A 22,511-nucleotide genomic window follows, 5' to 3' on the forward strand; every position below is an offset into this window, starting at 1 on the left:
CGTATGTCAGACGTATTGACTAGACAACAAGTTCCAGTGGAAGAAACGTGGAACCTAGAGACGATCTATAGCAATGATGAAGCTTGGGAATCGGATTTTCAAGCACTCAAAGAGAAAGTACCGGCGTTAATCGGATTTAAAGGAAAACTTGGTGAGTCGGCGGAAACGCTATACGATGCGTTACAGCTTCGGGACGAACTTTCTCGCATGCTACATAAGCTATACACGTATGCACATATGCGTTATGACGAAGATACGGCGAACAGCCACTATCAGGCACTGAATGATCGTGCTGGGTCACTCGCATCACAAATCTCAGCCCAACTCGCATTCATGACGCCTGAACTTTTATCCATCGAAGAAGCGCAAATCGAAGCCTTTATGGAACAGAATGACGCACTTCGTGTATACCGTCATGCATTCGACGAGTTGGCGCAAGAACGTCCGCACGTATTGACGGAAGCAGAGGAAGCGATTCTTGCACAAGCGGGAGATGTGCTCGGTCAATCGAGTTCGACGTTCGGTATGCTCAACAATGCAGATTTGAAATTCCCGAAAGTGAAAAATGAAAAAGGCGAAGAGGTAGAGTTGACGCACGGTCGATATATCACGTTCCTCGAATCGGCGGACCGTAGCGTTCGTGAAGGCGCATTTAAAGCAATGTATGGAACGTATGCGCAATATTTGAACACGTTCGCCTCAACATTGTCAGGAAGTGTGAAGAAAGATAACTTCTATGCGACTGTGCGCAAGTTTGAAAGTGCGAGACAGTCAGCACTCCATCAGAATGCGATTCCAGAGTCTGTATACGACGGCCTCGTGGAAGCGGTGAACGAACGACTTGACTTGCTACATCGCTATGTCGCGCTACGGAAGCGTGCGCTCGGATTAGATGAGCTTCATATGTATGACCTCTACACACCGCTCGTCAAAGATGTCGAGATGAAAGTATCGTATGAGGAAGCGAAACAATGGATGGTGGATGGCTTGGCACCACTTGGTGAGGAGTACGTCCAAATCATAAAAGACGGTCTTTCGTCACGTTGGGTCGACGTTCGAGAAACGCGCGGCAAACGTAGCGGCGCTTACTCGTCAGGGGCATATGATACACAGCCGTTCATTCTTATGAACTGGCAGGATAACGTCAACAACCTCTTCACGCTCGCACACGAGTTCGGGCACTCTGTCCACAGCCATTACACACGTACATCACAACCATATCCGTACGGGGACTACTCAATCTTTGTGGCAGAAGTCGCATCGACGACGAACGAAGCGTTGTTGAACGACCATCTCTTGAAAACAAGAACAGCGAAAGAGGAGCGTCTCTACTTGCTGAACAATCAGCTTGAAACGTTCCGTGGTACATTGTTCCGTCAAACGATGTTCGCTGAATTTGAACACATGATTCATCAAGCTGCTCAAGAAGGCGTATCGCTCACCCCGGAGTACTTAAATGAAACTTACCTCGAGTTGAATAAACGCTATTTCGGAGATGAGATTGTCGTCGATGAAGAAATTTCATACGAATGGGCACGAATCCCACACTTCTATTACAACTACTATGTCTATCAATATGCGACAGGGATCTCAGCATCTGCCGCGTTGTCGCAACAGATTTTAGAAGAAGGGGAGCCAGCCGTTCGTCGTTACATCGATAACTTCTTGAAGGCGGGTTCTAGTGACTATCCGATTGAAGTATTAAAAGCAGCTGGCGTCGACATGACGACGAAAGAACCGGTACTGAAAGCACTCGATCAGTTCGAAGCGGTTCTCGATGAAATGGAATCATTATTGTTCTCGTGAACAATATGTGACAATGTACACAAAGTAGTTGTCAGATGATTGCACACTAGGTATATTATAAGTGTGAAATCAATCACAAACCCCTTTATTGACCGTAAACTTTCTCCCATCTTGTAGGCCTTCCCCGGGCCACAAGGTTCGACGACTCTTGTCCCCGCTTGAGACGTCAAAAACCCCACGGCTCCCCGGCCGTGGGGTTCTTTTTATTTTGTTTGAGCCCACGCCTCACCGCTACATCCTGGTACAGGACGGCAGCGTTGCTGTAGGGAAAGCTTTTTCAGTTCACGTTCAATCACCGTTTTGTCCAAGTCAAGAATATACGAAAGTTCTGTGATCGTGGAGGCATCGTATCGTGCCAATACTTTCGCTACGTCCCAGTCGGTCGAACGGATAGGACTATATCCTAGCAATTCTGTCATGACCGATTGATAAACGTCATAAGGGTAAACCCCTTCAATCTTCAATGCCTCATCGCGCGTTACGAACGTTAGTGCAGGCAATGAATCAATCTCCCAATCTTTCAACACTTGATGGTCGACAGCTAGTGCGTTCAAGAGCTGATTCGATTGAAGATCGGCTTCGAGTTCACTTAAATCAAGACCGTACTCTTCAAAAGAGCGTGCGATTTCCCATAAATCAATCGGGTCGGGTTGTTTCGAAGAGAATAAATCATTTACATGTAAATGACGTAAGAAGCGCATCGCATGTCGTTTCCCTTGCAATTCCAGTGCTTTAATCATGGTGAGAAGGCGAACTTCTTCCTGACATCCGCCAACACAGCTAGGAACCGTAGAGACCATGCGGAATCGAATCACATGTCCGTATTCAATCTCCAATTTTTTAATCAGTGTCATCACGTGGAAATTCTCAGGACTCGAGATGTCCATGAAATAGAATAACTCCAATGGTTTATACGTTACTTGAATAGGAGTTTCTTCCAATGAACAGGATGACCCATTACATTGTTCAAGTTCCATTTGTGTCGCCTCCTCTCGTCAAAAAAATCATTTAACGTTGTAAACTCATTGTAGCAACCTAAAAAAAAGGTTGGCAATGTATCTGCTCAACCTTCAGAACGACTCATTTTTAATTCCATGAATCGAACAATTTTATTTTTTGCAGGACGATAAGGTAATTTGTGTTCCGCTAGGAGTTGTTCAAACGCGCGTTGACCGGCTTCCTCATTTGTCACTTCAAATTCTATTTCATAGTCAGTTGTCTCCAAATAATGGCTTTCGTCCAATACGAGGAGACCGTCTTCTGTCTGAAGCTCTGCCCGGTTCGTCTCGAGTCGCCCAAGATGTTCAAGTGGTGCATTCAGTTGAAACGGAGCAAGTGCTTGTTTCATTTGAACGTCATGGATAATCCCATATTTAAATAAATCTTCTGCCTCTTCTTCGGTGATCATGGCGTGTGTCTCAAGTAGCCCGACCTCGTTCGGCTGTTTTAATGTTAACACTTGGCCTTGTTTCTTTTCGCGGATTCGAAGCGCTGCCCCGTTTTCCTTTAACTGAAAAGATGGTGTGTCGAAATAGTCATTTGCTTGCCAACGAACTTGGTCTTTAAGTTGATAGGCTTGAAGAAGCGTCTCGTATTCTTCTTTCGTCAACATTGATTTAAATTCAATTTCCACTTCTTGGGTCATGAATCATCGCTCCATTCTATGAACAATTGTTCGTTTATGATACCATACAAACGGATACATACGGAAAGGACACGTTTTTTCCGGAAAAGAACGAAAGTGGTGACAGCGTATGCAATCAGTGAACTGGGATCAGTTTTTAGTACCGTATCAAATTGCGGTAGACGAGTTAAAAGTCAAATTAAAAGCCGTTCGGAAGCAATTTAAGTCGCAAAATGACCATTCTCCGATTGAGTTTGTCACAGGTCGAGTGAAACCGGTCGGTAGCATCCTCGAGAAAGCAAAGCGAAAGAATATTGCCGAGCATGAACTGGCGACCGACATGCAGGATATTGCGGGATTACGAATCATGTGTCAGTTTGTCGATGATATCGTTCACGTTTTGGATTTGCTTCATCGGAGAACAGATTTTAAAATAGTGGAAGAACGAAATTATATTACCCATCAGAAAGATTCGGGCTATCGATCGTATCATGTGATTATCAAATATCCGGTCCAGACGATTCATGGCGAGATTCCGACGCTTGTCGAAGTACAAATCCGCACGCTCGCAATGAACTTTTGGGCGACAATCGAACATTCTTTAAATTATAAATATGATGGCGACATGCCTCTTGAAGTACAAGAACGATTAAGACGTGCAGCGGAGGCGGCCTTTCTCCTTGATGCCGAGATGAGTCAACTCCGTGTCGAGATTCAAGACGCGCAGCAAGTGTTTCGAGATAAAGAAATGAACGTGAAAACAGACGAGAACTAGGGGGAACCGGTATGCAGTTTGCGATTGTATCGAGGGGAGATGCGCGATCAGCGGAGATTACCCAAGAACTGACTGAAAAACTTGAAGCGGCGGGGCATACGCTTTCTGAGGAACCACGCATTGTGGTTTCGGTCGGAGGGGATGGGACGATGTTGCAGGCGTTTCATAAATACATTGACCGTCTGGATGAAACCCTTCTTGTCGGAATTCATACCGGACACCTCGGCTTTTATGCCGATTGGCAACCGGATGAGTTGGATGAGCTGACGGAGATGATCACGAGTGAATCATTTGAACCAGTATCGTATCCGCTCGTCGAAGTGCTCATTGATTATGAGAACGGAAAGACGGACCGTCAGTTGGCGATGAATGACTGTACGATTAAGAATTACAAGCGAACGCTCGTCTGCGATTTATCGATTCGAGATGATTACTTTGAAACGTTCCGTGGAGATGGACTATGCATTTCGACCCCATCTGGATCGACCGCCTACAACAAGGCACTTGGAGGGGCGATTGTTCATCCATCGATCGAAGCCATTCAAGTGACCGAGATGGCATCGATCAACAACCTAGTGTATCGGACGATTGGGGCACCGCTCCTTTTGCCGAAACATCATCAAGTGAAGATCCAACCGCATACGAAAACTGAGTTTGAATTGGCGTTTGATCATCAAGAAGCGCTGTCTTGGTCAGATGTCGTCTCCATTCGGTGTGCGGTCGCAAAAGAAAAAGTGACGTTCGCTCGTTTCCGGCCATTCCCATTTTGGCGCCGGGTTCGCGAATCGTTCATCGAGGAAGGAAAGTAACGAATGCAAGGGTTTACGATTCGTCGCGTTGTGGAGAAAGCCATCCCACTTCGCGACTTTTTAATGCAAGATATGGGTATTTCTCGAAAGATGCTTACGCTCGTGAAGCATGAAGGGGATATTGAAGTGAATGGTATGCACCGCACCGTACGTCATGAACTTGTACCTGGAGATGAAGTGGTGGTGCGATTCCCACCCGAAGTCCCATCACTAGATATGGTCGTTTCAGAGCGGCCCATTCGAATTCTGTATGAGGACGATACGCTGTTGGCGGTCGATAAACCGGCTGGGATTGCCACGATTCCATCACGTCTACATCCGACCGATACGCTTGCGAACGCTGTACTCGGTTATTATCAAAAAATTGGTCTATCATCTGCAATCCATGTCGTTAATCGGCTCGATCGCGATACGAGCGGTGTCGTCTTATTTGCCAAGTACGGCTACGTTCACCATCGATTGAGCGAACTTCAGAAAGCGAATGGATTGATGCGTACGTATAAAGCGTTAATTGAAGAAGAAGTGACGCCACAAACGATAGATGCACCGATCGGGCGTGCCGAGAACTCGATTATGGAGCGAGTCGTGACAACTGAGGGACAACGCGCCATCACACATATCCTCTCATGCCAGCCATTTGGGAGCGGCTCATTATTGACGATTCGACTCGAGACGGGGCGAACCCATCAGATTCGCGTGCATTTGCGCCATATCGGTCATCCACTGATTGGAGACTCCATGTATGGGGGGGCAACTCGTATGGACCGTCACGCCCTTCACAGTGCGTCTGCGCGATTCATTCATCCGATGACAGGGGAAGAGGTTCAGATTGAGGCACCGATTCCGGAAGACTTCTTCAACGTGACCAACAATTAACTAACGCGGATGTTCGAGCGGGTGTGACCAATGCAATTTGGCACCTGCTCGACATTTTTTTATAAAGGCACATGTATGAATGATAAATCAATTTTTTTTGATATAAAAGATTGCTTTTCTTAGCAGGGTGAAGTACGATTTTATTAATCAATAAAAGTTGATGAAAGAGGTGAGGGTATGAACGATTCAACCAAAGCATTTAATGATTTGCCATTAGAGGATACGTTTGCCCACTACGAAGCGAAATTCAAAGCGTTGGCCGATCAAAAACGACTGCTCATATTGAATCAATTGTGTGCCGGCCCAATCAACGTGGTTGATTTGTCAGAAATCTTTGATATGCCACAATCCAAATTGTCGTACCACTTAAAAGTTTTGCTGACGGCGAACTTGATCACGAAAGAAACGAAAGGTACATGGAGTTATTATCAAATCAACGAACAGGAAGTCAATCACCTCCTGTCTCCAGAATTATGTTGTTTGTTCAGACCTAACGATGTTTGTTAGGTCTATCCAATGATTTATACATCAATTTTTTTTGATTTATAAATCAATATAATTTGATTTAATTGCGTTCAATTGGTCGAATGTGAATTCATCTCATGGAATTGGAGGGAAGCAAAATGATAGAACTACTCAAAAGTTTTAGCATCATTGCACTTGAATTGACCGTTTTATTTGTCGCTATTTCCTTTGTGATTCAAGTATTACAAGCGTACATCCCATACGGAACGATTGAAAAGAAACTGAGTGGGAACAACCGGATGGCAGCGAGCATGATTGCGCTTGTCTTTGCTTTCATCACTCCTTTTTGCTCTTGTACGACAATCCCCATCGTCGTGAATTTATTAAAGAATAAAATTCCGTTTTCTATCGTGATGGTTTTTCTATTTGCCTCACCCGTACTTGATCCGACAATCATGACGGTGATGGGAGTCGTGATGGGATGGGAAATCACGGTTCTCTACACGTTGATCACGGCGATTTGTTCAATATTCATCGGCTTCACCTTGGACCGTTTCGGTTTTGAGAAGTATGTCAAACGCGTCACGATGACAGGTTTCAATCCATCTAGCCATACGTTCAATTGGTTAGATGCTTGGAATGAAACCTGGCAACTGATTAAAAATGTGTACCCTTATTTGATTATGGGGGCTGCGATCGGTTCCCTGATTCACGGTGTTGTGCCGACTGAATGGGTGGTGCGGTGGTTCGGGCACGATGCCTGGTGGCTGATTCCCATTGCCGCAGTCATTGGTATCCCTTTATATATTCGTTTATCAAGCATGATCCCGATTTCTCAAGTATTGATTATGAAAGGCATGGCGCTCGGTCCTGTGATGGCCATGATGATCAGTTCGGCTGGAGCCAGTTTACCGGAAATCATCTTGATGAAAGCCATTTTTAAGAAACAACTTATTATCGCATTCGTATTGTCTGTTCTGTCGATGTCGATGATATCAGGAATCATATTTTATCTCGTATGAATGTGATGTCTTAAGGAGGTGAGAGAGATGTTGAACTTCTTAAAAAAACGACTTACGAAACCAGCGGCTAAATCATGTTGTTCGGTGAATATTCGAGAAATGAAAAGTGAGGAGGAGGATGTATGCTACGATTCTAAAAAGCTTGGAGATGACAAGGATACAGGACGAAAAAGGGCGTCGCAGTATAAAGCGGAGTGACGCTTACTAAAAAGGATCAAAGCAACTGTGCTTTGATCCTTTGCATCGTTAGTCTAATCAATCATCATCAAACATGTAAGTTTTTGATTTAGAAGCTACGTTCATGACGAGACCAATGGCAATCATGTTCATAATGATTCCGGTTCCTCCGTAACTGACGAATGGAAGGGTGAGTCCAGTGATCGGCAACACACCGATGGTCATGCCGATATTTTGGAACACTTGGAATGTGAACATGGCAATGACGCCGGTAACGATGTAACTTCCGAACGCACTACTTGACTCTAACGCGATATGAATCATGCGATAGAGAAACAAGAAGAAGACGATAATGACAAGGGCGGCACCGATAAAACCATAGTGTTCGGCAATAACTGCAAAAATGAAGTCGGTTTGAGATTCTGGCAAATAGACGAGTCCTTGACCGTATCCTGCCCCAAACATTTGACCAGAACCGATTGCCTGTAATGATTTAATCAATTGGAACGCCAGGTCATCCGAGTACTCGTATGGATAAATCCAAGCCTGGAATCGGTTTAGTGCATGTCCTGGTACGACAGCTTGAAGAATCTCGAAATGAGTGAAAAACAGATACATAAAGGTACCAATCGTCAATGCTGCGGCACTGAAAAGACCAAGCAACCACTTCCACCCAATTCCTGAGACAATGATGATGGCGCCGAGCATCGTCATCAAGACGAGTCCTGTCCCTAAGTCAGGTTGCGTCACAATCAGTCCGAGTGGAGGAATGGCGACTAATACTAATTTTACGAGGAGCCACGTATCGAGTTGAGAAGAGCCGTATCGTTTATTGTGCTCATACACAATCGTCGACATCGAAATGAGTAAAAATAGTTTCATGAACTCTGCCGGCTGAAAGCTGAACCCCGGAACGTTATACCATCCGTACGCTCCGTTAATATTCGGAACGAGCGACGTATCGCGAAGTGGGATGAGACCGACAAGCAGTAGCAAACCGAAAGCATATAAGTACCAATGAATTTTTCGGAGTTGCTCATATTCGATCGTCATGATGGCGAACATGGCAAAAAAGCCGATCACATAACGGATACCTTGTTCAAGAGCGAAGTTTATGTGCTGAAGTCGTGTCGGTAACATCGGTTGTGCCGTGTAGATGGCACCGAGACTAATGATCATCAGCATAAACACAATCGTCAGTAACGTCGTATCTAAACTTTTAAAATATGATTGAATGCGATTCATAATGGAGTCGTGTCACCCTTTCTATACGTATTTTATCTTACCGTAACTTAAAAAAATCGCAATACGTTATGAGTCAGTTGACAAAACAGAAACCTTTCTGTAATCTGAGGACAGATATTATTACCAGGTACTAAAAAGGGGAGCTTAAGATGTCAATTTTTCCAACATTAACGAATAAGACGTATGTCGTCATGGGAATCGCGAACAAACGATCGATTGCATGGGCCATCGCAAAAACACTTGATGAAGCCGGTGCGAAACTCGTATTGACGTATGCGGCAGAACGATTCAAATCAGGACTTGAATCACTTGCGAGCGAATTGAAACAGGAAGCGATTTTACTTGAGTGCGACGTGACGAACGACGAGGCGATTGATACAACGTTCCGTTCGATCCATGACCAAGCAGGGGAAATTCAAGGGATTGCACACTCGATTGCATTCGCAGATAAAGAAGCGTTGCGCGGTGAGTTCTCAGAAATGACACGTGGACAATTTGCGCAAGCATTAGATATCTCCGCCTATAGTTTGACAGCGGTTGTGAAAGCGGCGAAACCATATTTTGCATCGGATGCCTCGGTCATCACGCTCACATATCTTGGTGGAGAACGCGTCGTTCCGAACTATAACTTGATGGGTGTCGCCAAAGCCGCCCTTGATTCGAGCGTCAAATACTTGGCGAACGAGTACGGACCACACGGTATTCGAGTCAACGCGATTTCAGCAGGACCGATTCGCACATTGTCGGCAAAAGGTGTCGGTGACTTTAACAGTATCCTTTCTGAACTCGAACAGAAAGCACCTTTACGCCGAAACGTTTCTGCTGAGGAAGTCGCTTCCACAGGACTCTTCCTTCTCTCAGGGATGGGAAGTGGCGTGACCGGAGAAGTCATTCACGTCGATAGCGGGTTCCATATTTTATAAGTTTGGGGAATGGCGCAGCGATGCGCCATTTTTGTATTATCGCATGAAAAAATCGGGTAAGGACCTATGAAGGAGGTCAGATCATGGGTCCTTATCAGATTGATTTTACCGTCGTTCAGTATGTTAACAGACAAGTTCAGCCATCCGGTCGGGCGAGTATCGAACCAGTGACACGAATCAAACGTGTCCAACGAATCCGACCTCGACGGGAAGAATGGTTAGAAGAAGAGCAAGAAAAAAACCCCGGTCGCTATGTCGACCGGAGCATATAAGATTAACCTTTGAAACGGAACGTCTCATAGACGTTCCATGTTTCATTTTCAAGTTCGTACATGACGGCCATTCGTGTAATCGTCTCCTCAAAGTGAACCTGTTCCATACGTAGGCGTTCGAGAACATCGAACAGCTCGGCATCTGTCAAATCTTGGCCGATTGTGATGTGTGGTAAAAATTCATACTTTGATGATTGACTAAGTACGTCTTCGTGCAGACGTTGTTGAAGAGTGGACAACTCGCGTGTCGGCAATACCTTCAAATACAAGACATTGTTTGTCGGTGCGAAAGACCGCACGCCATCGACTTTTAACTGAATCGGTTTTGTCGAATCCGCGACTTGTTGTAAATACTCAAGTATTTTCGGCAAGTCATCTTCTGACACCTCGGTCCGCTCTTTGATTGTCACGTGAGGTGAAATTAACGCATATTTTGTGTCGTACCGTTTTCGATAAGAGTTCGCAAAATCTTGCACTTGTTTTGACGGAAATAAGACTACCCCGATCTTCATTCCTCTTCCCCCTTTAATCGTTTAACCTACATATTTATGATGAACGATTTAATGTGGGAAGTCAAAGCAGGGTTCGTCTTTTTTCGATTTTTCAGTATAATGGTTATATCATAGAGAGAGGATGACTCTCAGAACGAAGGGATGTGAAGCGGGATTTCGATCCTGCGCCAACGATGAAACATGTACCACACTCAAGAGACGTCCGGGAAGCGGCTCGAGCTCGCTTGCTCGAGCGCGGTGTCACGATTGAATCAATTGCGGAAATCGTCTATCAGATGCAGGCCCCATATTCGCCGCACCTCTCATTAAAAGATTGCAAAGATTCTGTCGAGGCGGTTCTTGACAAGCGAGAGTTGCAACATGCGATTCTTGTAGGCTCAGAACTCGATATGCTAGCTGAAAAAGGTCAATTATCTGAACCGCTCCTATCGATTATCGCATCCGATGAAGGGTTGTTTGGTGTGGATGAGACGATTGCAATCGGGGCCGTCAACACATATGGTTCGATTGCCGTGACGACTTTCGGATACTTAGACAAGGCAAAAATCGGCATTATCAAACAACTCGACACGAAGATGGATGATGGTCAAGTGCATACGTTCATGGACGACCTCGTCGGTGCCATTGCTGCGAACGCTTCAGGTCGATTGGCGCATCGTCTCCGCGATATGATTGATTTTGGTGAAGAAGAAATGCGAGAAAGAAAAGGATTGTATTGATGAACTGGACACCGCAGAAGGTGGTTCTCACCGGGACGGTCGCGTATGTGATCGTGTCGGTGTTTGTCGTTATGGGCGCAGTTGATCCCATGAATACACTCGTGTATGAATGGTTACAGCCCTTGCCGGATCGAGTCTTTGCGTACGTGACCGAACTCGGGAGTGCACAAGTCATTGTCGGACTTTCTGTTTTAGGTTTACTGTTTTGGTTGTGGCGAGGCGAACGCGTGGAAGCGTGGCGACTCGTACTTGTCGGAGTCGGGACCCTTTTGTTGACACAAGTTTTAAAGCTCGTCTATGGAATCGACCGGCCACTAATCGATGCATCTCTTGATGCGACGACCTATAGCTTCCCAAGTGGTCATTCTTCAGGTTCACTTGCGTTATATGGGTTGATGGCTTACGTGCTTTATAAAAGACGAGAGTCGAAACTCGCTATCATCGTGCTCGTATGTCTTGTCCTTGCGGTATCACTCAGTCGAGTCATCTTAAACGTACATTATTTCAGTGACGTCATTGGAGGATGGCTTGTCGCCTTGACTGTCATCGCGCTCTCTGAATGGATCATAAGGAGGAAAATGAATTGATTGTCGTCGTAGACGTAGAGAAATGGTTATTCGTCCAAAAGAAAGAGGCTGATGAAGCGCCCGTACCTACAATTTTAGTGGAAAAAGACATCGAAGGCGCAACATGGTTTACTTCGATGAGAATTCTATTTCAACTAAAAAAGTGGACGAGCCAACAACAGTTTGTTCCTCTCTTGTCATGTGAGGAATCCGGTTACCGTGCGTATGAAGTATTTCATGTCGATGCGGTACCGCCGATGGCTTTACTTAACGGAGGACGTACGTTAGTCATCAACAATCAACGGGATGAGTCGTTCGATATCGCATTACGAGAAAGTGGACATCAAACGGAAGAGTCGATTGTAGCGTTTGCCATCGACTATATCGAACAAACGATGCATGAACCTGTTCTATTTGCTGGGGATGGAAAAATTAAAGCATCCCGTGTCGTCCCAAATGACTTGTTGGATCCGACTGACCGTTTACAATCAGGACTCCGTCTATTTGAATGGATGAACGAAGAAGCAAAAAGTAAGGGGAATTAAGATGACGGATTGGGAAAATACGTTTCAACAATTGTTAGATGGTCAAATGGATGAGGTAAAGGTGCCACGAGAGGATTTTCTGTCCGTTCGAACGTTACTCATCGAAAAAGGTTGGCTATTTGAGGTCGTAGGAGAAGCTAAACACGGTGGAATCACGATTTATCGAAAAAATCCAGTTGCACCGACTTCATAATGTACGAAGAGACGAAGAATGATTCGATTCACTCGTCTCTTTTTTTTGCCTTTATGCTTGAGACTGAAGTTTGTATAAGTCTATCCGAAAAGTCAGTCGTAACCGCTTACATTTATTGTTCGATTTCGTTTTATACTACAGATGTAGGAGGCCTCTACTATGCAACTGAATGAAAAAAGTAAACGAATTCTGAATGTCATTCTGCATGAAAAGCAGATGACGCTGGATACATTGACTATGATGCTCCCTTATTCTCGGCGGACAGTTGAGTACGAATTGGAGCGGATACAGGAATGGCTCGTCGATCAAGGTTTATCGAACATGACGATAGACGGAACTAAAATTACATTGACTGTGACGGAAGTATTGATTGATCAAGTTGAGCGTGCTGAATTAGTTTGGTCAGATGAAGAACGAGAATTAGTTATCGCCATTTATGGGATGACTCGAGATGAATTTCTTTCGAGTTTCCATTTTCAACACTTGCTAGGTGTATCTAAATATACCGCTCAAGAAAGTTTAAATGCAGTTAAGAGAAAAGCTGCGAAATTTGGAATTGATTTTTCCTATACGAGAAAAGATGGCTATCGATTTAATGGGCATTTTCAAACAATCACGCTATATCTTTACCGCGCAATTGAGGAATTGCTTGATAAGTCAACATTTTCTCAAATACTTGATCTGTGTTTTGAAGATTGGCAGGACGATTTTGTAAAAAGAATTCTACAAATTGAGCAATTTGAAAGTCTTAAACAGTTTCAATTTGTAGAAAGTCATCGTGAGAGAATGGCGTATTTTATCATGATTGGTTCTAGACTGGCACCGAGTGCATACGTTCAAGACGAGAAAACTTGGGTAGTCGATCAAGTGGAACAGTCTGTTCGGAAGCATTTTGAGGATATTCCTCAATTATGGGACACGCTTATCATGCTTATTCAAAGTGGTCAGAAAGTATCGGAAGAAATGGATGAAACGGTTCAAAGAAAATTGGCTTCCACGATGGCTCAGGTGATTGAACGCTTTGAAGTTTTAAGTTGTACACGCGTCATCGAGCGAGAGGCATTGTGCGAGAAGTTAGTTCTTCATGCAAAAGCGACAATCAAACGGGTCCATACCGAAGTATTGCCACCTGAAGAATTAAAGCGATATGTCATGAAAGAACATCGTGTATTAAATGTGATTGTCAATCGTTCACTTGATCCGATGCGAGAGCAAATCCAAGCAGTTATACCTGAATCGGAAATCATGTATTTCACTTTGCACTTTGCGGCTCACCTTCATCAGCAAGGTCAGCGTCTAGATGAGAAGATGAAAGCGATTGTCGTATGTCCAAGCGGGATTAGCGTTTCGCATATGTTAGACCACATTTTAAAAAATCAATTTCCGGACTTTGTATTTCTTCCACCAATCTCGCAACGCGATGTATTAGAGTTCGCGCCGCTCGTCGATTTGATTTTTACAACAGTACCATTGCCTTTAAAAGTTCAACAACAAGCACATGTGACGCTTGTTCCGACACTTCCGACAAGACTAGAACAACTTGCCTTGAAGCGTCAAATTCATCAACGATTTATCGCAAACGGGTCGTTCGCACGGATGGGAGTGAACGACATTCTAGAAGTAGTAAAAAAATATGCGACGATTCACCAAGAGTCGCAATTGAGAAAAGAACTGAACCATCTTTTAAAAGATGATTTTACGAAAGATGAATGGAAAGGGGGACAACCCATGCTAAATCAACTCGTAACAGAAAAAGAAATTCAACTTCAACATCACGTTTCGAATTGGCAGGAGTCCATTCGTCTCGCGGCCGAACCACTATTAAATAATGGGTCAATTGAAGCCCGTTATATTGAAACGATGATTGAAAACGTAATCGAACATGGTCCGTATATCGTTCTTATGCCGCATATCGCCATTCCTCACGCACGACCGGAAGACGGTGTGAACCAACTGGGAATGAGTGTGATGAAATTGAACGAACCGGTCTTATTCCCTGGGGATAAACCGGTACGAGCATTTTTTGTACTCGCGGCAATTGATCAAACAACCCATTTAAAAGCACTCGCACAGTTGACGGAGCTTTTAGGGAATGAACAGGACCTAACTCTTGTCTTAGAGGCAGGTACAGTAGATGAAATTATGAAAGTACTCGATCGATATTCAGAGGAGGAAAAATGATGAAAAAGATTTTAGTAGTATGTGGTAACGGATTGGGCTCGAGCTTTATTATGGAATTGAATGTTAAGAAAGCACTCGAACAAATGGGGAAAGAGGCAGATGTCTCTCACACAGATATCGCGACAGCACGGACGGAACCTGCTGACATTTACCTCGGTGCGCAAGATATTATCGGAACGTTAGACGATGGGGCGAAAGAAATAGTTGCACTTGAGAACGTGATGAATATCGAGGAAATTAAATCAAAACTTGAAGGAAAAGTATAAATAGAATAAATCGTTTAAGGGGGAACGCGTATGCTTGATTTGATTATGCGAGATATACTGGGGACGCCTGCCATATTAGTCGGACTATTCGCATTGATCGGGCTTATCTTGCAGAAAAAAGATATCGCATCGATTGTATCGGGTACACTAAAAACCATTATGGGATTTGTCATTATTGGTGCTGGTGCGGGAGTAATTATTGCAGCGCTTGATATTTTCGGACAAATGTTTGACGAGGCGTTTAGCATTCGAGGAGTCATTCCAAACAACGAAGCGATTGTCGCCGTTGCGCAGGATGCGTTTGGCGTCGAAACAGCGATGATTATGGTGTTTGGGATGGTCATGAACATTGTACTTGCTCGAATTACGCCGTTTAAGTACATTTTTCTGACCGGTCATCACACGCTATTCATGGCGAGTTTGTTAGCGGCGATTCTTTCTGTATCAGGATTAGAAGGCACATTATTAGTGATTATTGGGTCCGTCTTGCTTGGACTTTGCATGGTTTTATTCCCTGCAATGCTTCAACCATTCGTTCGTCAAATTACGGGCTCTGATGATTTTGCAGTTGGACACTTCGGATCATTTGGATATTTTATTTCGGGAACAATCGGAAAATATGTTGGAAATAAGGAACATTCGACTGAACAGATTCAAGTGCCGAAACAACTTGGTTTTTTACGTGATACGTCCGTTGCTGTCTCGTTAACGATGACACTACTCTTTGTGGTCGTCGCCATTTTTGCTGGACCGGCTTTCATTGAAACAGAATTATCAGATGGATCGAATTATATCGTTTTCTCTGTGATCCAAGCGATCACATTTGCAGCCGGTGTATATATCGTCCTCGCTGGGGTTCGCATGTTGATTGCAGAGATTGTACCTGCTTTTAAAGGGATTGCCGATAAGATGGTTCCAAACGCAAAACCGGCACTCGATTGCCCGACGGTTTTCCCGTTTGCGCCAAATGCTGTCATCATTGGATTTTTAGCAAGTTTTGCAGCGGGGTTATTTTCAATGTTTCTGTTACCGTTATTCGGATTGGCAGTTATTGTACCAGGACTTGTACCACACTTCTTTACGGGAGCGACGGCTGGAGTATTTGGAAACGCCACCGGTGGGCGCAGGGGTGCAATCTTTGGTTCAATTGCTAACGGGATTTTAATCAGTTTCTTACCTGCACTACTGTTGCCACTGTTAGGAAACTTAGGGTTTGAGAGCACGACATTCGGAGACTCAGATTTCGCCATCGTTGGTATACTGGTCAGTTGGCTCGTTTCATTATTCTCATAAAAACAGGTCTCGCCCCCCAAGTGGAGGTGAGACCTGTTTTTTAGGCGTTAGAGGCCAATTTGATTTTTTGTCTTTTCATCTTGTGTAGTAACCATGCATAGAGGACTTCACAAGAATTGTGAGGAAGGGTCAGCTCCACAAGTGGATGGGCATGACCAAATATAGTGAAGCGCGAATGGTCTTCGTCGAGCAGGGAGACTTGAATGTCGGTCGCATCTTGTAATGCGATGCTTTGTTCCCCTGCGTGAGCATCTTTTAGTTTCAGCATTTTTCCATTCGTCGCAAACTTGGTGAACGATGAGACTCCTTGTACTTTCAGTTGTTCCATTTCGTGTATCTATCCATCGCGTGATGAATAGATTTTCACCTCGCTTTCTCTATATTGCCTTCCATTCCTCCAGAAGGTTATTCCTAGTATAACGCCTCGCTCGAAAAAGAAAAGTGTTAATTTAACAAAAAATTAAGACAATTTGTTATCAATTTTTAAGAATAGCGTTCATGTCCCTTAATGAAGGGAATTCACGTGTAATCATGGGATTGAAAATAACAAAAAAGAACCTCGTGTTAAGAGGTTCTGACGTGTTTCTTACATGTATGACCTTATAATCGTTCGATTTGCCAAGTGCGACGACGATACAACAGTTGTCCTTTTAAGGCGATGGACTCTTTTTTTGCATCAAAATCTTCTTCAAGGACTGACATATCTTCGTAACGACCCGCGACATAGAAGGAAATCACAATTTGTCGATTAAATAGATTACGTTTCGTGTGATCAAAGTCGATGATGAGGCCTTGAGGAGCTAAATCGAGTAATTCGTCAATGACAGGAAGTGGAATTGGGACAAAACTGATATTGCGAATGTCTCGGTCAAGCTTACTTTGCAGCATATTTTGAACGAAACGGTTGATGGTCGACCAGTCTCGGATATAGAGACTGCTGTGCCGATCATTCGCTTCGTTAAAAAAGGCAATCTCATTATCGAGCGAATCAAGAAATGGCTTTTTAAGACCACGCTCCATATGACTTAAAAACAAAATTTCTGCAATCTCATGATCGGACAAGGTTTCGAGCGTATTGTGATCAGGAAAGTCGATTGCTGTGAATGTTGTTTGGTTATTCAAATATTTAGACGAGAACGAAGAGAGTTCATGCGCTTCGATATAACGGAAGCGGGACCGCGAGGACTGCCTCATCCCTTTTACATCCGTTCTACAAATAATCATCGGTCTCGTAATCGAAAGTGCATCCGTCACATCGTTCAACGTCACGCCATGAAGCGTGAATCGTTGCACGTCTCGGTCTTGTTTCAAATAAAAGAGTTGTTTTGACATATGGTATCCCCTCAGTTTGACATACTACATTCATAGTAGCAAAAACACTTGGTTTCTGCCATCTTCAGCCGGTTCCTGAGGATTGAGTTCGATACATATGGGAAAAGAGAAGTATAATTGAGGAAACGAATAGGAAAGGCGGGTTCCATATGTGGGGATTAAAACGTAGTTTTCCCGAGCTTGCTACGCCCCGGTTTATATTGCGAGAGCTAGAACCGCGTGATGCTAGAGCACTTTATACCATTTTATCCACTGAAGAAGTGATGCGTTATTATGGATCAGACCCGTTGCTTGCCGTCTATGAAGCCAAGAACGTCATTGCGTATTTTAAAGACCAATTTCAACAAGGAAAAGCCATTCGATGGGCCATTTGTGATCGGACGACGAATGAATTAATCGGAACAATCGGATTCCATAATTGGACTCCGCAATATTATCGTGCCGAAATCGGATTTGAAGTGTCTCCTCACTATTGGAGGCAAGGGGTGGCTTTTGAAGCAGCGGCCGCCGTTATTCAACATGGATTCGAGGAGTTTAAATTTCACCGCATTTCTGCATTAGTCGCACCAGGGAACGAAGGTTCGAATCGCCTCGTCCAAAAACTCGGTTTTATCGAGGAAGGGCTGTTACATGATTATGCTTACAGCCATGGCCGCTTCATGGATTTGACCATGTATCGGTTGCTCAAATCAGAATGGGAAGAAAAGGAGCATCGATTCGTATGAAATCACTCGTTTTATTACATGGACTGTGTGGTTCGCCACAATATTTCGCACAGTTAGAACCATTGCTCGATGCGGAGGTGCACGCGTTTACGCTTCCCGGTCATGCAGGTACGGAAGTAGGACCGGACACGATGGATCAATTCGCTGACTGGGTCATTGAGGAAATCCGACTTCGTGATTTAGATCGACCGTTCGTGCTCGGGCATTCATTTGGAGGCTATGTAGCGACCAATCTTGTGCGTCGTTATACGGGAGAACTTTCAGGATTTGGATTGATTCACTCAACGGCGGCCGCTGATACAGAAGCGGCGCGGGAAAAACGAAACGGTGCCATCCATCAAGTCATCGAAGAAGGGGTCAAGCCGTTTATTGACGGAATGATTCCAAATATCTTCTCAAACGACTCTGACCCAGCGCTCATTCAACGAGCGATCGCAATCGGATATGAGATGACGGTCGAGGGAATCGTGAACGCGCAACAGGCAATCCGGGATCGTGAAGACGAAGTGGACACCGTCGAGACGACTGACCTCCCTGGCTTATTCATTTACGGCTCAAAAGACCCGAATATGAATGAGGAGCGTGCGTTTTTAGGTGCGTCACGACATACGAAAGCAATCGTTCCGTTCAGTCATATGGGGATGATGGAAGCCCCTGAAGAAGAAGCAAAAATCGTGAACGAATGGATGCAGGAGGTGGAACATGGAAAAGTATAAATTAATCGCTATGTCAGGAAGTCTTCGAAAGAAATCTTTTAATACCGCTCTTTTGCATTCAATCATTGAACTGGCTCAAGATGATTTCGACATTGAAGTCGTCTCCATCGAACTTCCACTGTTCAATGACGATTTGATTGATCCGGATGAACCGGAAGTTGTGGCCGCTTTGAAGCAAGCTGTTCGGGAAGCCGATGGGTTATTGATTGTCACTCCTGAATATAACCATAGCATCCCGGGCGTCCTGAAGAATGCAATCGACTGGCTTTCGCTCGAGCCAGGAACGCCACTACGGGATAAACCAGTCATGATTGCCGGGGCCTCTCCGGGCATACTTGGAACCGCGAGATGCCAAATCCATCTCCGACAAGTATTTGCCACAAATCGGGCAAATGTTTTACCGGGAAATGAAATTTTCATCACGCATTGTAAAGAAAAGATTGATGATAGCGGGTTGCATGATGAGAGGTCGATTAATCAAATCAATAAAACATTATTGGAATATCGTAAATGGATTGAATTTTGGAAGCGTAACGCAAAAAAATAACTTGAAGTCGCTCATGTTGTTTGATAGAAAGAAATTGTGAAAACAAACACAAGAGGAGCGACACCAAAATGGAAACTTACATCGAACTGTACAATGGCGGCGAATTAGGGGATCGGGCGGTAATGAACGATGGCATGACATTTGGACGGATGACGATTGTTGAATTGTTCTATCAATCCAATCATATTTTTGGTTACGTGAAAGAAAATGGTGAAAAACGGTTCTTCCTTGAACCCATTGCAGAAGATGACACGTTCACTGTGGATGGAGAAACGTATTCACTTCAACAATTTATCGCGTTGTTCTAATAAAATAGATGAATCATTGACGCAAGCGACTCGCTTGCGTTTTTTTGTCATTTTCGTCACGATGAAGAGTGAGGTGATGAGAATGAAACTAGTAGCAATTGAACCGACGCCAAGTCCAAATAACTTGAAGATTATCGTGGAGCCTCCGTTTGAGGGGAGAGGTGTCACATATGACAAATCAAGTACAAATGCTCCTGAAATCATTCAGGAGATCATTTCACTACAAGGAGTAAAGTCGGTCTATGCGGTATCTGATTTTCTTGCTGTAGAACGTCATCCGAAACATGATTGGCATGATGTCATGAATGAGATTCGACGAGCGTTCGGGGAACAGGTCGAAGAAATGGATTCCGTTCAGATGGATACGGATTATGAACCGGTTCATGTGTCTGTCCAATTTGTACTTGACGTACCGATGCAACTGAAACTCGTCAAAGGGGACGAAGAAAAACGGATCGGTCTATCTAAACGATTTGTAGATGCGGCAATGGAAGTTCAGGCACAGGTGAAAAATGTGATTCAAGATCGTCGTTGGGTCGAGCAAGCCCCGCGATATGGTGAATTGGATGAAGTCAGTGTCATTGCGCAAGAAGAACTAGAGGCTGCATATCCACAGGAACGGATTGAACGAATTGTAGCCCGTGCATTCGGACGGGAAGCCGATTTTGAGGCGAATGCAAACCATTTACAATCGGAAAATTGGAAAGATCGGATGGCGTTCTTGGATGAGCTCGAGATTCGTCATGAGAATATGCCATATTTCCGACGTGCGTTAGAGGATTCGATCATGGCGATTCGTCGACAAGCGGTTGTCATGATTGGGATGTTTGAAGACCGACGTGAGGAATATGTCACGTATATCGAACAGGCATTAGTGGACGCTTCGCCTATTGTAAGACGAACCGCTGGGGATACCGTCTCAGATTGGGCGTTGCCACAATCTCAGCCATCGATGATCGAGGCGTTGAAAGATAAGAATAAACTCGTTCGTTGGCGTGCAGCTCGATTCTTATTCGATTGTGGAGACGAAGACGCTGTTCCTGCTTTATCAATCGCAGAGCAAGACAAAGAATTTGAAGTCTCCTTGCAAGCCCGACTCGCGAAAGAGCGGATTACGAGCGGAGAAACAGCACTCGGGACGGTGTGGCAACAAATTTCGAACCGCTCAAAATGAAGTATCGTTCGACATATACTGAATCGATTTGATTTACAATTAAAGGTAAAGGGGGGCATCTGCCATGCGGATTGCCCCTCTTTTTCATGAATTCATATGCACATTTGCCCAATTGACTAACATTTGATGTAAACGTTTCGACAATAGGTATAACGTCACTGGTTCACTGTCGAACGATAGGACAAATATCTTGGTTTCAACTTGGTACACTAGGCTTATCACAGATGAACAAAGGAGCCATACTTATGATATTGTTTGCAGAAACGCCTGAACTTGTAGCTTATAAAGAAGTAGTAGGAGAAACGATGGTCGTCACGTTCGAATCGATGCACAGTGAAACGTTCTCTATCACGGCTCAAGTCCGGTCCGATCTCGATATCGCAGATTCATTGTTCATGACCGGATGGCAACAATATATGCAAAAAATCGAAGTTTCGTAAAAAAGGTAAATAATATAAGGAAAATCATTACAAACGTCTGCACTTTGTATACACTAGTGCTATAGACGTTTTTTATTTTGTTGAGGAGAGTGGGACCGATGAAGAAAACCTGGTTGCTCGCCGTAGTGACGGCAATCTTACTAGTTGTAGCGGGATGTGGGAAAGAAGAGGCGAAACCGAGTCAAGTGAACAGTGATTCGTCCGAACCCCCTGCTCCATTGACGCTCGATACGGAAGTCGCTTATGACTCGTCTGCGAATACACTGTCTGCGACGGTCACGATGACAAACCCGAACAAGAATGCAGTCGATGTGACGTTCAACTCGTCACAACGTTTTCAATTGGTTGTCAAACAAGGGGACCAGACGGTATTTGATTACGGCAGTGATTATATGTTTACAGAATCTGTGATTGAAGAGAAGTGGGAAGCGGATGAACAAAAAATGTTCGATGAAGTCTTCCCGTTAGAATTAGAGGCTGGCGAATATACAGTCGAGGTGGTCGGACTCGGTCAAGTCGACGGGGCACCGGAAATGGCTGTGACAGATGAGGCGACATTCACGGTGGAACGACCTGCTACAGAGACGCCGGATGATAGCACTTCAGAAACGCCGGAAGAGACACCTGCGTCAGAACCTCAAACAGATGGGGCATTCCGTGATGTAACGATCGATTTGAATGATACGATGATTCAAGTCAGTGGATTCACGGATGAGGTTGAGTTTGAGTGGGCTGTATCTGACGGTCACAACCTCTACGCCCAGGGTGCTGCAGAGGTGACGGGCGGCGGATTCTCCTTTGGGATTTTACTCGATGAAACACCAGCAAAAGATCAACAATTATTCTTAGAGATGACGCCGATCGGTGGAGAAGTCACATCATTTAAAATTCAATAATTCTTTGACGGAAACAGTCGTTTCCGTCTTTCTTTTTTTACCGGTAGTTGACGGGTTATTCGGATTATCAGACAATAAAGCAAAATGAGAGAATAGTGGGAGGG

General features: G+C 44.4%; 28 protein-coding genes. 22 read left to right on the forward strand and 6 right to left on the reverse strand.

Translation table 11 applies throughout. The features are described from left to right. The first annotated feature begins 3 nt into the window (after nucleotides 1–3). Nucleotides 4–1,806 (forward strand): oligoendopeptidase F, encoded by a 1,803-nt coding sequence (gene pepF / locus KNO66_RS01655; RefSeq protein ID WP_214739820.1) that lies wholly within the window; start codon nucleotides 4–6, stop codon nucleotides 1,804–1,806. A gap of 203 nt (nucleotides 1,807–2,009) precedes the next feature. Here the strand turns inward: pepF and KNO66_RS01660 are convergent, their stop codons facing one another. Further along, nucleotides 2,010–2,783: a DsbA family protein gene (locus KNO66_RS01660; RefSeq protein ID WP_214739822.1), complete on the reverse strand. Its 774-nt coding sequence runs from the start codon at nucleotides 2,781–2,783 to the stop codon at nucleotides 2,010–2,012. A gap of 86 nt (nucleotides 2,784–2,869) precedes the next feature. Beyond that, on the reverse strand, nucleotides 2,870–3,451 hold the full coding sequence (locus tag KNO66_RS01665) for a CYTH domain-containing protein (protein WP_214739824.1): 582 nt from the start codon (nucleotides 3,449–3,451) through the stop codon (nucleotides 2,870–2,872). Between the two features lie 109 nt (nucleotides 3,452–3,560). Between KNO66_RS01665 and yjbM the strand changes: the two genes are divergently transcribed. The 5 genes from yjbM to KNO66_RS01690 all read left to right on the forward strand — a co-directional run bounded on the left by yjbM (nucleotide 3,561) and on the right by KNO66_RS01690 (nucleotide 7,377). Beyond that, nucleotides 3,561–4,205, forward strand: coding sequence for a GTP diphosphokinase (gene yjbM / locus KNO66_RS01670; RefSeq protein ID WP_214739826.1), 645 nt, complete (start codon nucleotides 3,561–3,563; stop codon nucleotides 4,203–4,205). A gap of 11 nt (nucleotides 4,206–4,216) precedes the next feature. Further along, nucleotides 4,217–5,014: an NAD kinase gene (locus KNO66_RS01675; protein WP_214739828.1), complete on the forward strand. Its 798-nt coding sequence runs from the start codon at nucleotides 4,217–4,219 to the stop codon at nucleotides 5,012–5,014. 3 nt (nucleotides 5,015–5,017) lie between these two features. Then, a complete protein-coding gene (locus KNO66_RS01680) occupies nucleotides 5,018–5,890 on the forward strand; it encodes an RluA family pseudouridine synthase (RefSeq protein ID WP_214739830.1) in 873 nt (290 codons plus the stop codon). A gap of 177 nt (nucleotides 5,891–6,067) precedes the next feature. Continuing rightward, nucleotides 6,068–6,397: an ArsR/SmtB family transcription factor gene (locus tag KNO66_RS01685; RefSeq protein WP_214739832.1), complete on the forward strand. Its 330-nt coding sequence runs from the start codon at nucleotides 6,068–6,070 to the stop codon at nucleotides 6,395–6,397. A gap of 116 nt (nucleotides 6,398–6,513) precedes the next feature. Continuing rightward, nucleotides 6,514–7,377: a permease gene (locus KNO66_RS01690; protein WP_214739834.1), complete on the forward strand. Its 864-nt coding sequence runs from the start codon at nucleotides 6,514–6,516 to the stop codon at nucleotides 7,375–7,377. 255 nt (nucleotides 7,378–7,632) lie between these two features. On the opposite strand, the gene KNO66_RS01695 is transcribed toward KNO66_RS01690, so the two are convergent. After that, nucleotides 7,633–8,799, reverse strand: coding sequence for an FtsW/RodA/SpoVE family cell cycle protein (locus tag KNO66_RS01695; protein ID WP_214739836.1), 1,167 nt, complete (start codon nucleotides 8,797–8,799; stop codon nucleotides 7,633–7,635). 149 nt (nucleotides 8,800–8,948) lie between these two features. Between KNO66_RS01695 and fabI the strand changes: the two genes are divergently transcribed. Both fabI and KNO66_RS01705 read left to right on the forward strand, forming a co-directional pair. After that, on the forward strand, nucleotides 8,949–9,722 hold the full coding sequence (gene fabI, locus KNO66_RS01700) for an enoyl-ACP reductase FabI (RefSeq protein ID WP_214739838.1): 774 nt from the start codon (nucleotides 8,949–8,951) through the stop codon (nucleotides 9,720–9,722). Between the two features lie 83 nt (nucleotides 9,723–9,805). Continuing rightward, complete coding sequence (locus tag KNO66_RS01705) at nucleotides 9,806–9,994, forward strand: hypothetical protein (RefSeq protein WP_015881231.1); 189 nt, start codon at nucleotides 9,806–9,808, stop codon at nucleotides 9,992–9,994. Between the two features lie 2 nt (nucleotides 9,995–9,996). On the opposite strand, the gene KNO66_RS01710 is transcribed toward KNO66_RS01705, so the two are convergent. Beyond that, nucleotides 9,997–10,506, reverse strand: coding sequence for a YjcG family protein (locus KNO66_RS01710; RefSeq protein ID WP_214739840.1), 510 nt, complete (start codon nucleotides 10,504–10,506; stop codon nucleotides 9,997–9,999). Between the two features lie 173 nt (nucleotides 10,507–10,679). Between KNO66_RS01710 and KNO66_RS01715 the strand changes: the two genes are divergently transcribed. From KNO66_RS01715 to KNO66_RS01745, 7 genes are all read left to right on the forward strand, one after another. Then, complete coding sequence (locus tag KNO66_RS01715; protein ID WP_214739842.1) at nucleotides 10,680–11,225, forward strand: phosphatidylglycerophosphatase A family protein; 546 nt, start codon at nucleotides 10,680–10,682, stop codon at nucleotides 11,223–11,225. Next, nucleotides 11,225–11,812, forward strand: a complete 588-nt coding sequence (locus KNO66_RS01720; RefSeq protein WP_214739844.1) for a phosphatase PAP2 family protein — start codon at nucleotides 11,225–11,227, stop codon at nucleotides 11,810–11,812. The genes KNO66_RS01715 and KNO66_RS01720 overlap by 1 nt, the downstream gene beginning before the upstream one ends. Continuing rightward, on the forward strand, nucleotides 11,809–12,336 hold the full coding sequence (locus tag KNO66_RS01725; RefSeq protein WP_214739846.1) for a hypothetical protein: 528 nt from the start codon (nucleotides 11,809–11,811) through the stop codon (nucleotides 12,334–12,336). The genes KNO66_RS01720 and KNO66_RS01725 overlap by 4 nt, the downstream gene beginning before the upstream one ends. A gap of 1 nt (nucleotide 12,337) precedes the next feature. Then, the gene (locus KNO66_RS01730) at nucleotides 12,338–12,529 is read left to right on the forward strand and encodes a hypothetical protein (RefSeq protein ID WP_214739848.1); all 192 of its coding nucleotides are present in this window, start codon (nucleotides 12,338–12,340) and stop codon (nucleotides 12,527–12,529) included. Between the two features lie 159 nt (nucleotides 12,530–12,688). Further along, nucleotides 12,689–14,710: a BglG family transcription antiterminator gene (locus KNO66_RS01735; RefSeq protein WP_214739850.1), complete on the forward strand. Its 2,022-nt coding sequence runs from the start codon at nucleotides 12,689–12,691 to the stop codon at nucleotides 14,708–14,710. Continuing rightward, a complete protein-coding gene (locus KNO66_RS01740; protein ID WP_214739852.1) occupies nucleotides 14,710–14,976 on the forward strand; it encodes a PTS sugar transporter subunit IIB in 267 nt (88 codons plus the stop codon). The genes KNO66_RS01735 and KNO66_RS01740 overlap by 1 nt, the downstream gene beginning before the upstream one ends. Before the next feature lie 30 nt (nucleotides 14,977–15,006). After that, nucleotides 15,007–16,269: a PTS ascorbate transporter subunit IIC gene (locus tag KNO66_RS01745; RefSeq protein WP_214739854.1), complete on the forward strand. Its 1,263-nt coding sequence runs from the start codon at nucleotides 15,007–15,009 to the stop codon at nucleotides 16,267–16,269. A gap of 40 nt (nucleotides 16,270–16,309) precedes the next feature. Here the strand turns inward: KNO66_RS01745 and KNO66_RS01750 are convergent, their stop codons facing one another. Together KNO66_RS01750 and KNO66_RS01755 are read right to left on the reverse strand one after the other, a co-directional pair. After that, on the reverse strand, nucleotides 16,310–16,597 hold the full coding sequence (locus tag KNO66_RS01750) for a hypothetical protein (protein ID WP_214739855.1): 288 nt from the start codon (nucleotides 16,595–16,597) through the stop codon (nucleotides 16,310–16,312). 272 nt (nucleotides 16,598–16,869) lie between these two features. Continuing rightward, complete coding sequence (locus KNO66_RS01755; RefSeq protein WP_214739858.1) at nucleotides 16,870–17,601, reverse strand: hypothetical protein; 732 nt, start codon at nucleotides 17,599–17,601, stop codon at nucleotides 16,870–16,872. A gap of 149 nt (nucleotides 17,602–17,750) precedes the next feature. Here KNO66_RS01755 and KNO66_RS01760 point away from each other — a divergent pair, with 149 nt between their 5' ends. From KNO66_RS01760 to KNO66_RS01790, 7 genes are all read left to right on the forward strand, one after another. After that, a complete protein-coding gene (locus KNO66_RS01760; RefSeq protein ID WP_214739860.1) occupies nucleotides 17,751–18,326 on the forward strand; it encodes a GNAT family N-acetyltransferase in 576 nt (191 codons plus the stop codon). Beyond that, nucleotides 18,296–19,042, forward strand: a complete 747-nt coding sequence (locus KNO66_RS01765; RefSeq protein ID WP_214739862.1) for an alpha/beta fold hydrolase — start codon at nucleotides 18,296–18,298, stop codon at nucleotides 19,040–19,042. Before KNO66_RS01760 ends, KNO66_RS01765 begins: the two co-directional genes overlap by 31 nt. Beyond that, on the forward strand, nucleotides 19,029–19,589 hold the full coding sequence (locus KNO66_RS01770; protein WP_214739864.1) for an NADPH-dependent FMN reductase: 561 nt from the start codon (nucleotides 19,029–19,031) through the stop codon (nucleotides 19,587–19,589). The genes KNO66_RS01765 and KNO66_RS01770 overlap by 14 nt, the downstream gene beginning before the upstream one ends. 68 nt (nucleotides 19,590–19,657) lie before the next feature. After that, a complete protein-coding gene (locus tag KNO66_RS01775; protein WP_214739866.1) occupies nucleotides 19,658–19,897 on the forward strand; it encodes a hypothetical protein in 240 nt (79 codons plus the stop codon). Between the two features lie 82 nt (nucleotides 19,898–19,979). Further along, a complete protein-coding gene (locus KNO66_RS01780; RefSeq protein ID WP_214739867.1) occupies nucleotides 19,980–21,071 on the forward strand; it encodes a virulence factor in 1,092 nt (363 codons plus the stop codon). A 245-nt stretch (nucleotides 21,072–21,316) separates the two neighbouring features. Next, a complete protein-coding gene (locus KNO66_RS01785) occupies nucleotides 21,317–21,511 on the forward strand; it encodes a hypothetical protein (protein ID WP_214739869.1) in 195 nt (64 codons plus the stop codon). Between the two features lie 98 nt (nucleotides 21,512–21,609). After that, entirely contained in the window at nucleotides 21,610–22,407 is a 798-nt protein-coding gene (locus KNO66_RS01790) for a BsuPI-related putative proteinase inhibitor (protein ID WP_214739870.1), read from the forward strand. Nucleotides 22,408–22,511 lie beyond the last annotated feature (104 nt).

Origin of the sequence: Exiguobacterium sp. s48, from assembly GCF_018617395.1 — a bacterium.
In the GTDB taxonomy this organism is placed as follows: Bacteria; Bacillota; Bacilli; order Exiguobacteriales; family Exiguobacteriaceae; genus Exiguobacterium.

Bases quoted from the DNA above. Each gene is read 5' to 3' on its own strand.
- pepF (WP_214739820.1), top strand. From the start codon at position 4: ATGTCAGACGTATTGACTAGACAACAAGTTCCAGTGGAAGAAACGTGG.
- KNO66_RS01660 (WP_214739822.1), bottom strand. From the start codon at position 2,783: ATGGAACTTGAACAATGTAATGGGTCATCCTGTTCATTGGAAGAAACT.
- KNO66_RS01665 (WP_214739824.1), bottom strand. From the start codon at position 3,451: ATGACCCAAGAAGTGGAAATTGAATTTAAATCAATGTTGACGAAAGAA.
- yjbM (WP_214739826.1), top strand. From the start codon at position 3,561: ATGCAATCAGTGAACTGGGATCAGTTTTTAGTACCGTATCAAATTGCG.
- KNO66_RS01675 (WP_214739828.1), top strand. From the start codon at position 4,217: ATGCAGTTTGCGATTGTATCGAGGGGAGATGCGCGATCAGCGGAGATT.
- KNO66_RS01680 (WP_214739830.1), top strand. From the start codon at position 5,018: ATGCAAGGGTTTACGATTCGTCGCGTTGTGGAGAAAGCCATCCCACTT.
- KNO66_RS01685 (WP_214739832.1), top strand. From the start codon at position 6,068: ATGAACGATTCAACCAAAGCATTTAATGATTTGCCATTAGAGGATACG.
- KNO66_RS01690 (WP_214739834.1), top strand. From the start codon at position 6,514: ATGATAGAACTACTCAAAAGTTTTAGCATCATTGCACTTGAATTGACC.
- KNO66_RS01695 (WP_214739836.1), bottom strand. From the start codon at position 8,799: ATGAATCGCATTCAATCATATTTTAAAAGTTTAGATACGACGTTACTG.
- fabI (WP_214739838.1), top strand. From the start codon at position 8,949: ATGTCAATTTTTCCAACATTAACGAATAAGACGTATGTCGTCATGGGA.
- KNO66_RS01705 (WP_015881231.1), top strand. From the start codon at position 9,806: ATGGGTCCTTATCAGATTGATTTTACCGTCGTTCAGTATGTTAACAGA.
- KNO66_RS01710 (WP_214739840.1), bottom strand. From the start codon at position 10,506: ATGAAGATCGGGGTAGTCTTATTTCCGTCAAAACAAGTGCAAGATTTT.
- KNO66_RS01715 (WP_214739842.1), top strand. From the start codon at position 10,680: ATGAAACATGTACCACACTCAAGAGACGTCCGGGAAGCGGCTCGAGCT.
- KNO66_RS01720 (WP_214739844.1), top strand. From the start codon at position 11,225: ATGAACTGGACACCGCAGAAGGTGGTTCTCACCGGGACGGTCGCGTAT.
- KNO66_RS01730 (WP_214739848.1), top strand. From the start codon at position 12,338: ATGACGGATTGGGAAAATACGTTTCAACAATTGTTAGATGGTCAAATG.
- KNO66_RS01735 (WP_214739850.1), top strand. From the start codon at position 12,689: ATGCAACTGAATGAAAAAAGTAAACGAATTCTGAATGTCATTCTGCAT.
- KNO66_RS01740 (WP_214739852.1), top strand. From the start codon at position 14,710: ATGAAAAAGATTTTAGTAGTATGTGGTAACGGATTGGGCTCGAGCTTT.
- KNO66_RS01745 (WP_214739854.1), top strand. From the start codon at position 15,007: ATGCTTGATTTGATTATGCGAGATATACTGGGGACGCCTGCCATATTA.
- KNO66_RS01750 (WP_214739855.1), bottom strand. From the start codon at position 16,597: ATGGAACAACTGAAAGTACAAGGAGTCTCATCGTTCACCAAGTTTGCG.
- KNO66_RS01755 (WP_214739858.1), bottom strand. From the start codon at position 17,601: ATGTCAAAACAACTCTTTTATTTGAAACAAGACCGAGACGTGCAACGA.
- KNO66_RS01760 (WP_214739860.1), top strand. From the start codon at position 17,751: ATGTGGGGATTAAAACGTAGTTTTCCCGAGCTTGCTACGCCCCGGTTT.
- KNO66_RS01765 (WP_214739862.1), top strand. From the start codon at position 18,296: ATGGGAAGAAAAGGAGCATCGATTCGTATGAAATCACTCGTTTTATTA.
- KNO66_RS01770 (WP_214739864.1), top strand. From the start codon at position 19,029: ATGGAAAAGTATAAATTAATCGCTATGTCAGGAAGTCTTCGAAAGAAA.
- KNO66_RS01775 (WP_214739866.1), top strand. From the start codon at position 19,658: ATGGAAACTTACATCGAACTGTACAATGGCGGCGAATTAGGGGATCGG.
- KNO66_RS01780 (WP_214739867.1), top strand. From the start codon at position 19,980: ATGAAACTAGTAGCAATTGAACCGACGCCAAGTCCAAATAACTTGAAG.
- KNO66_RS01785 (WP_214739869.1), top strand. From the start codon at position 21,317: ATGATATTGTTTGCAGAAACGCCTGAACTTGTAGCTTATAAAGAAGTA.
- KNO66_RS01790 (WP_214739870.1), top strand. From the start codon at position 21,610: ATGAAGAAAACCTGGTTGCTCGCCGTAGTGACGGCAATCTTACTAGTT.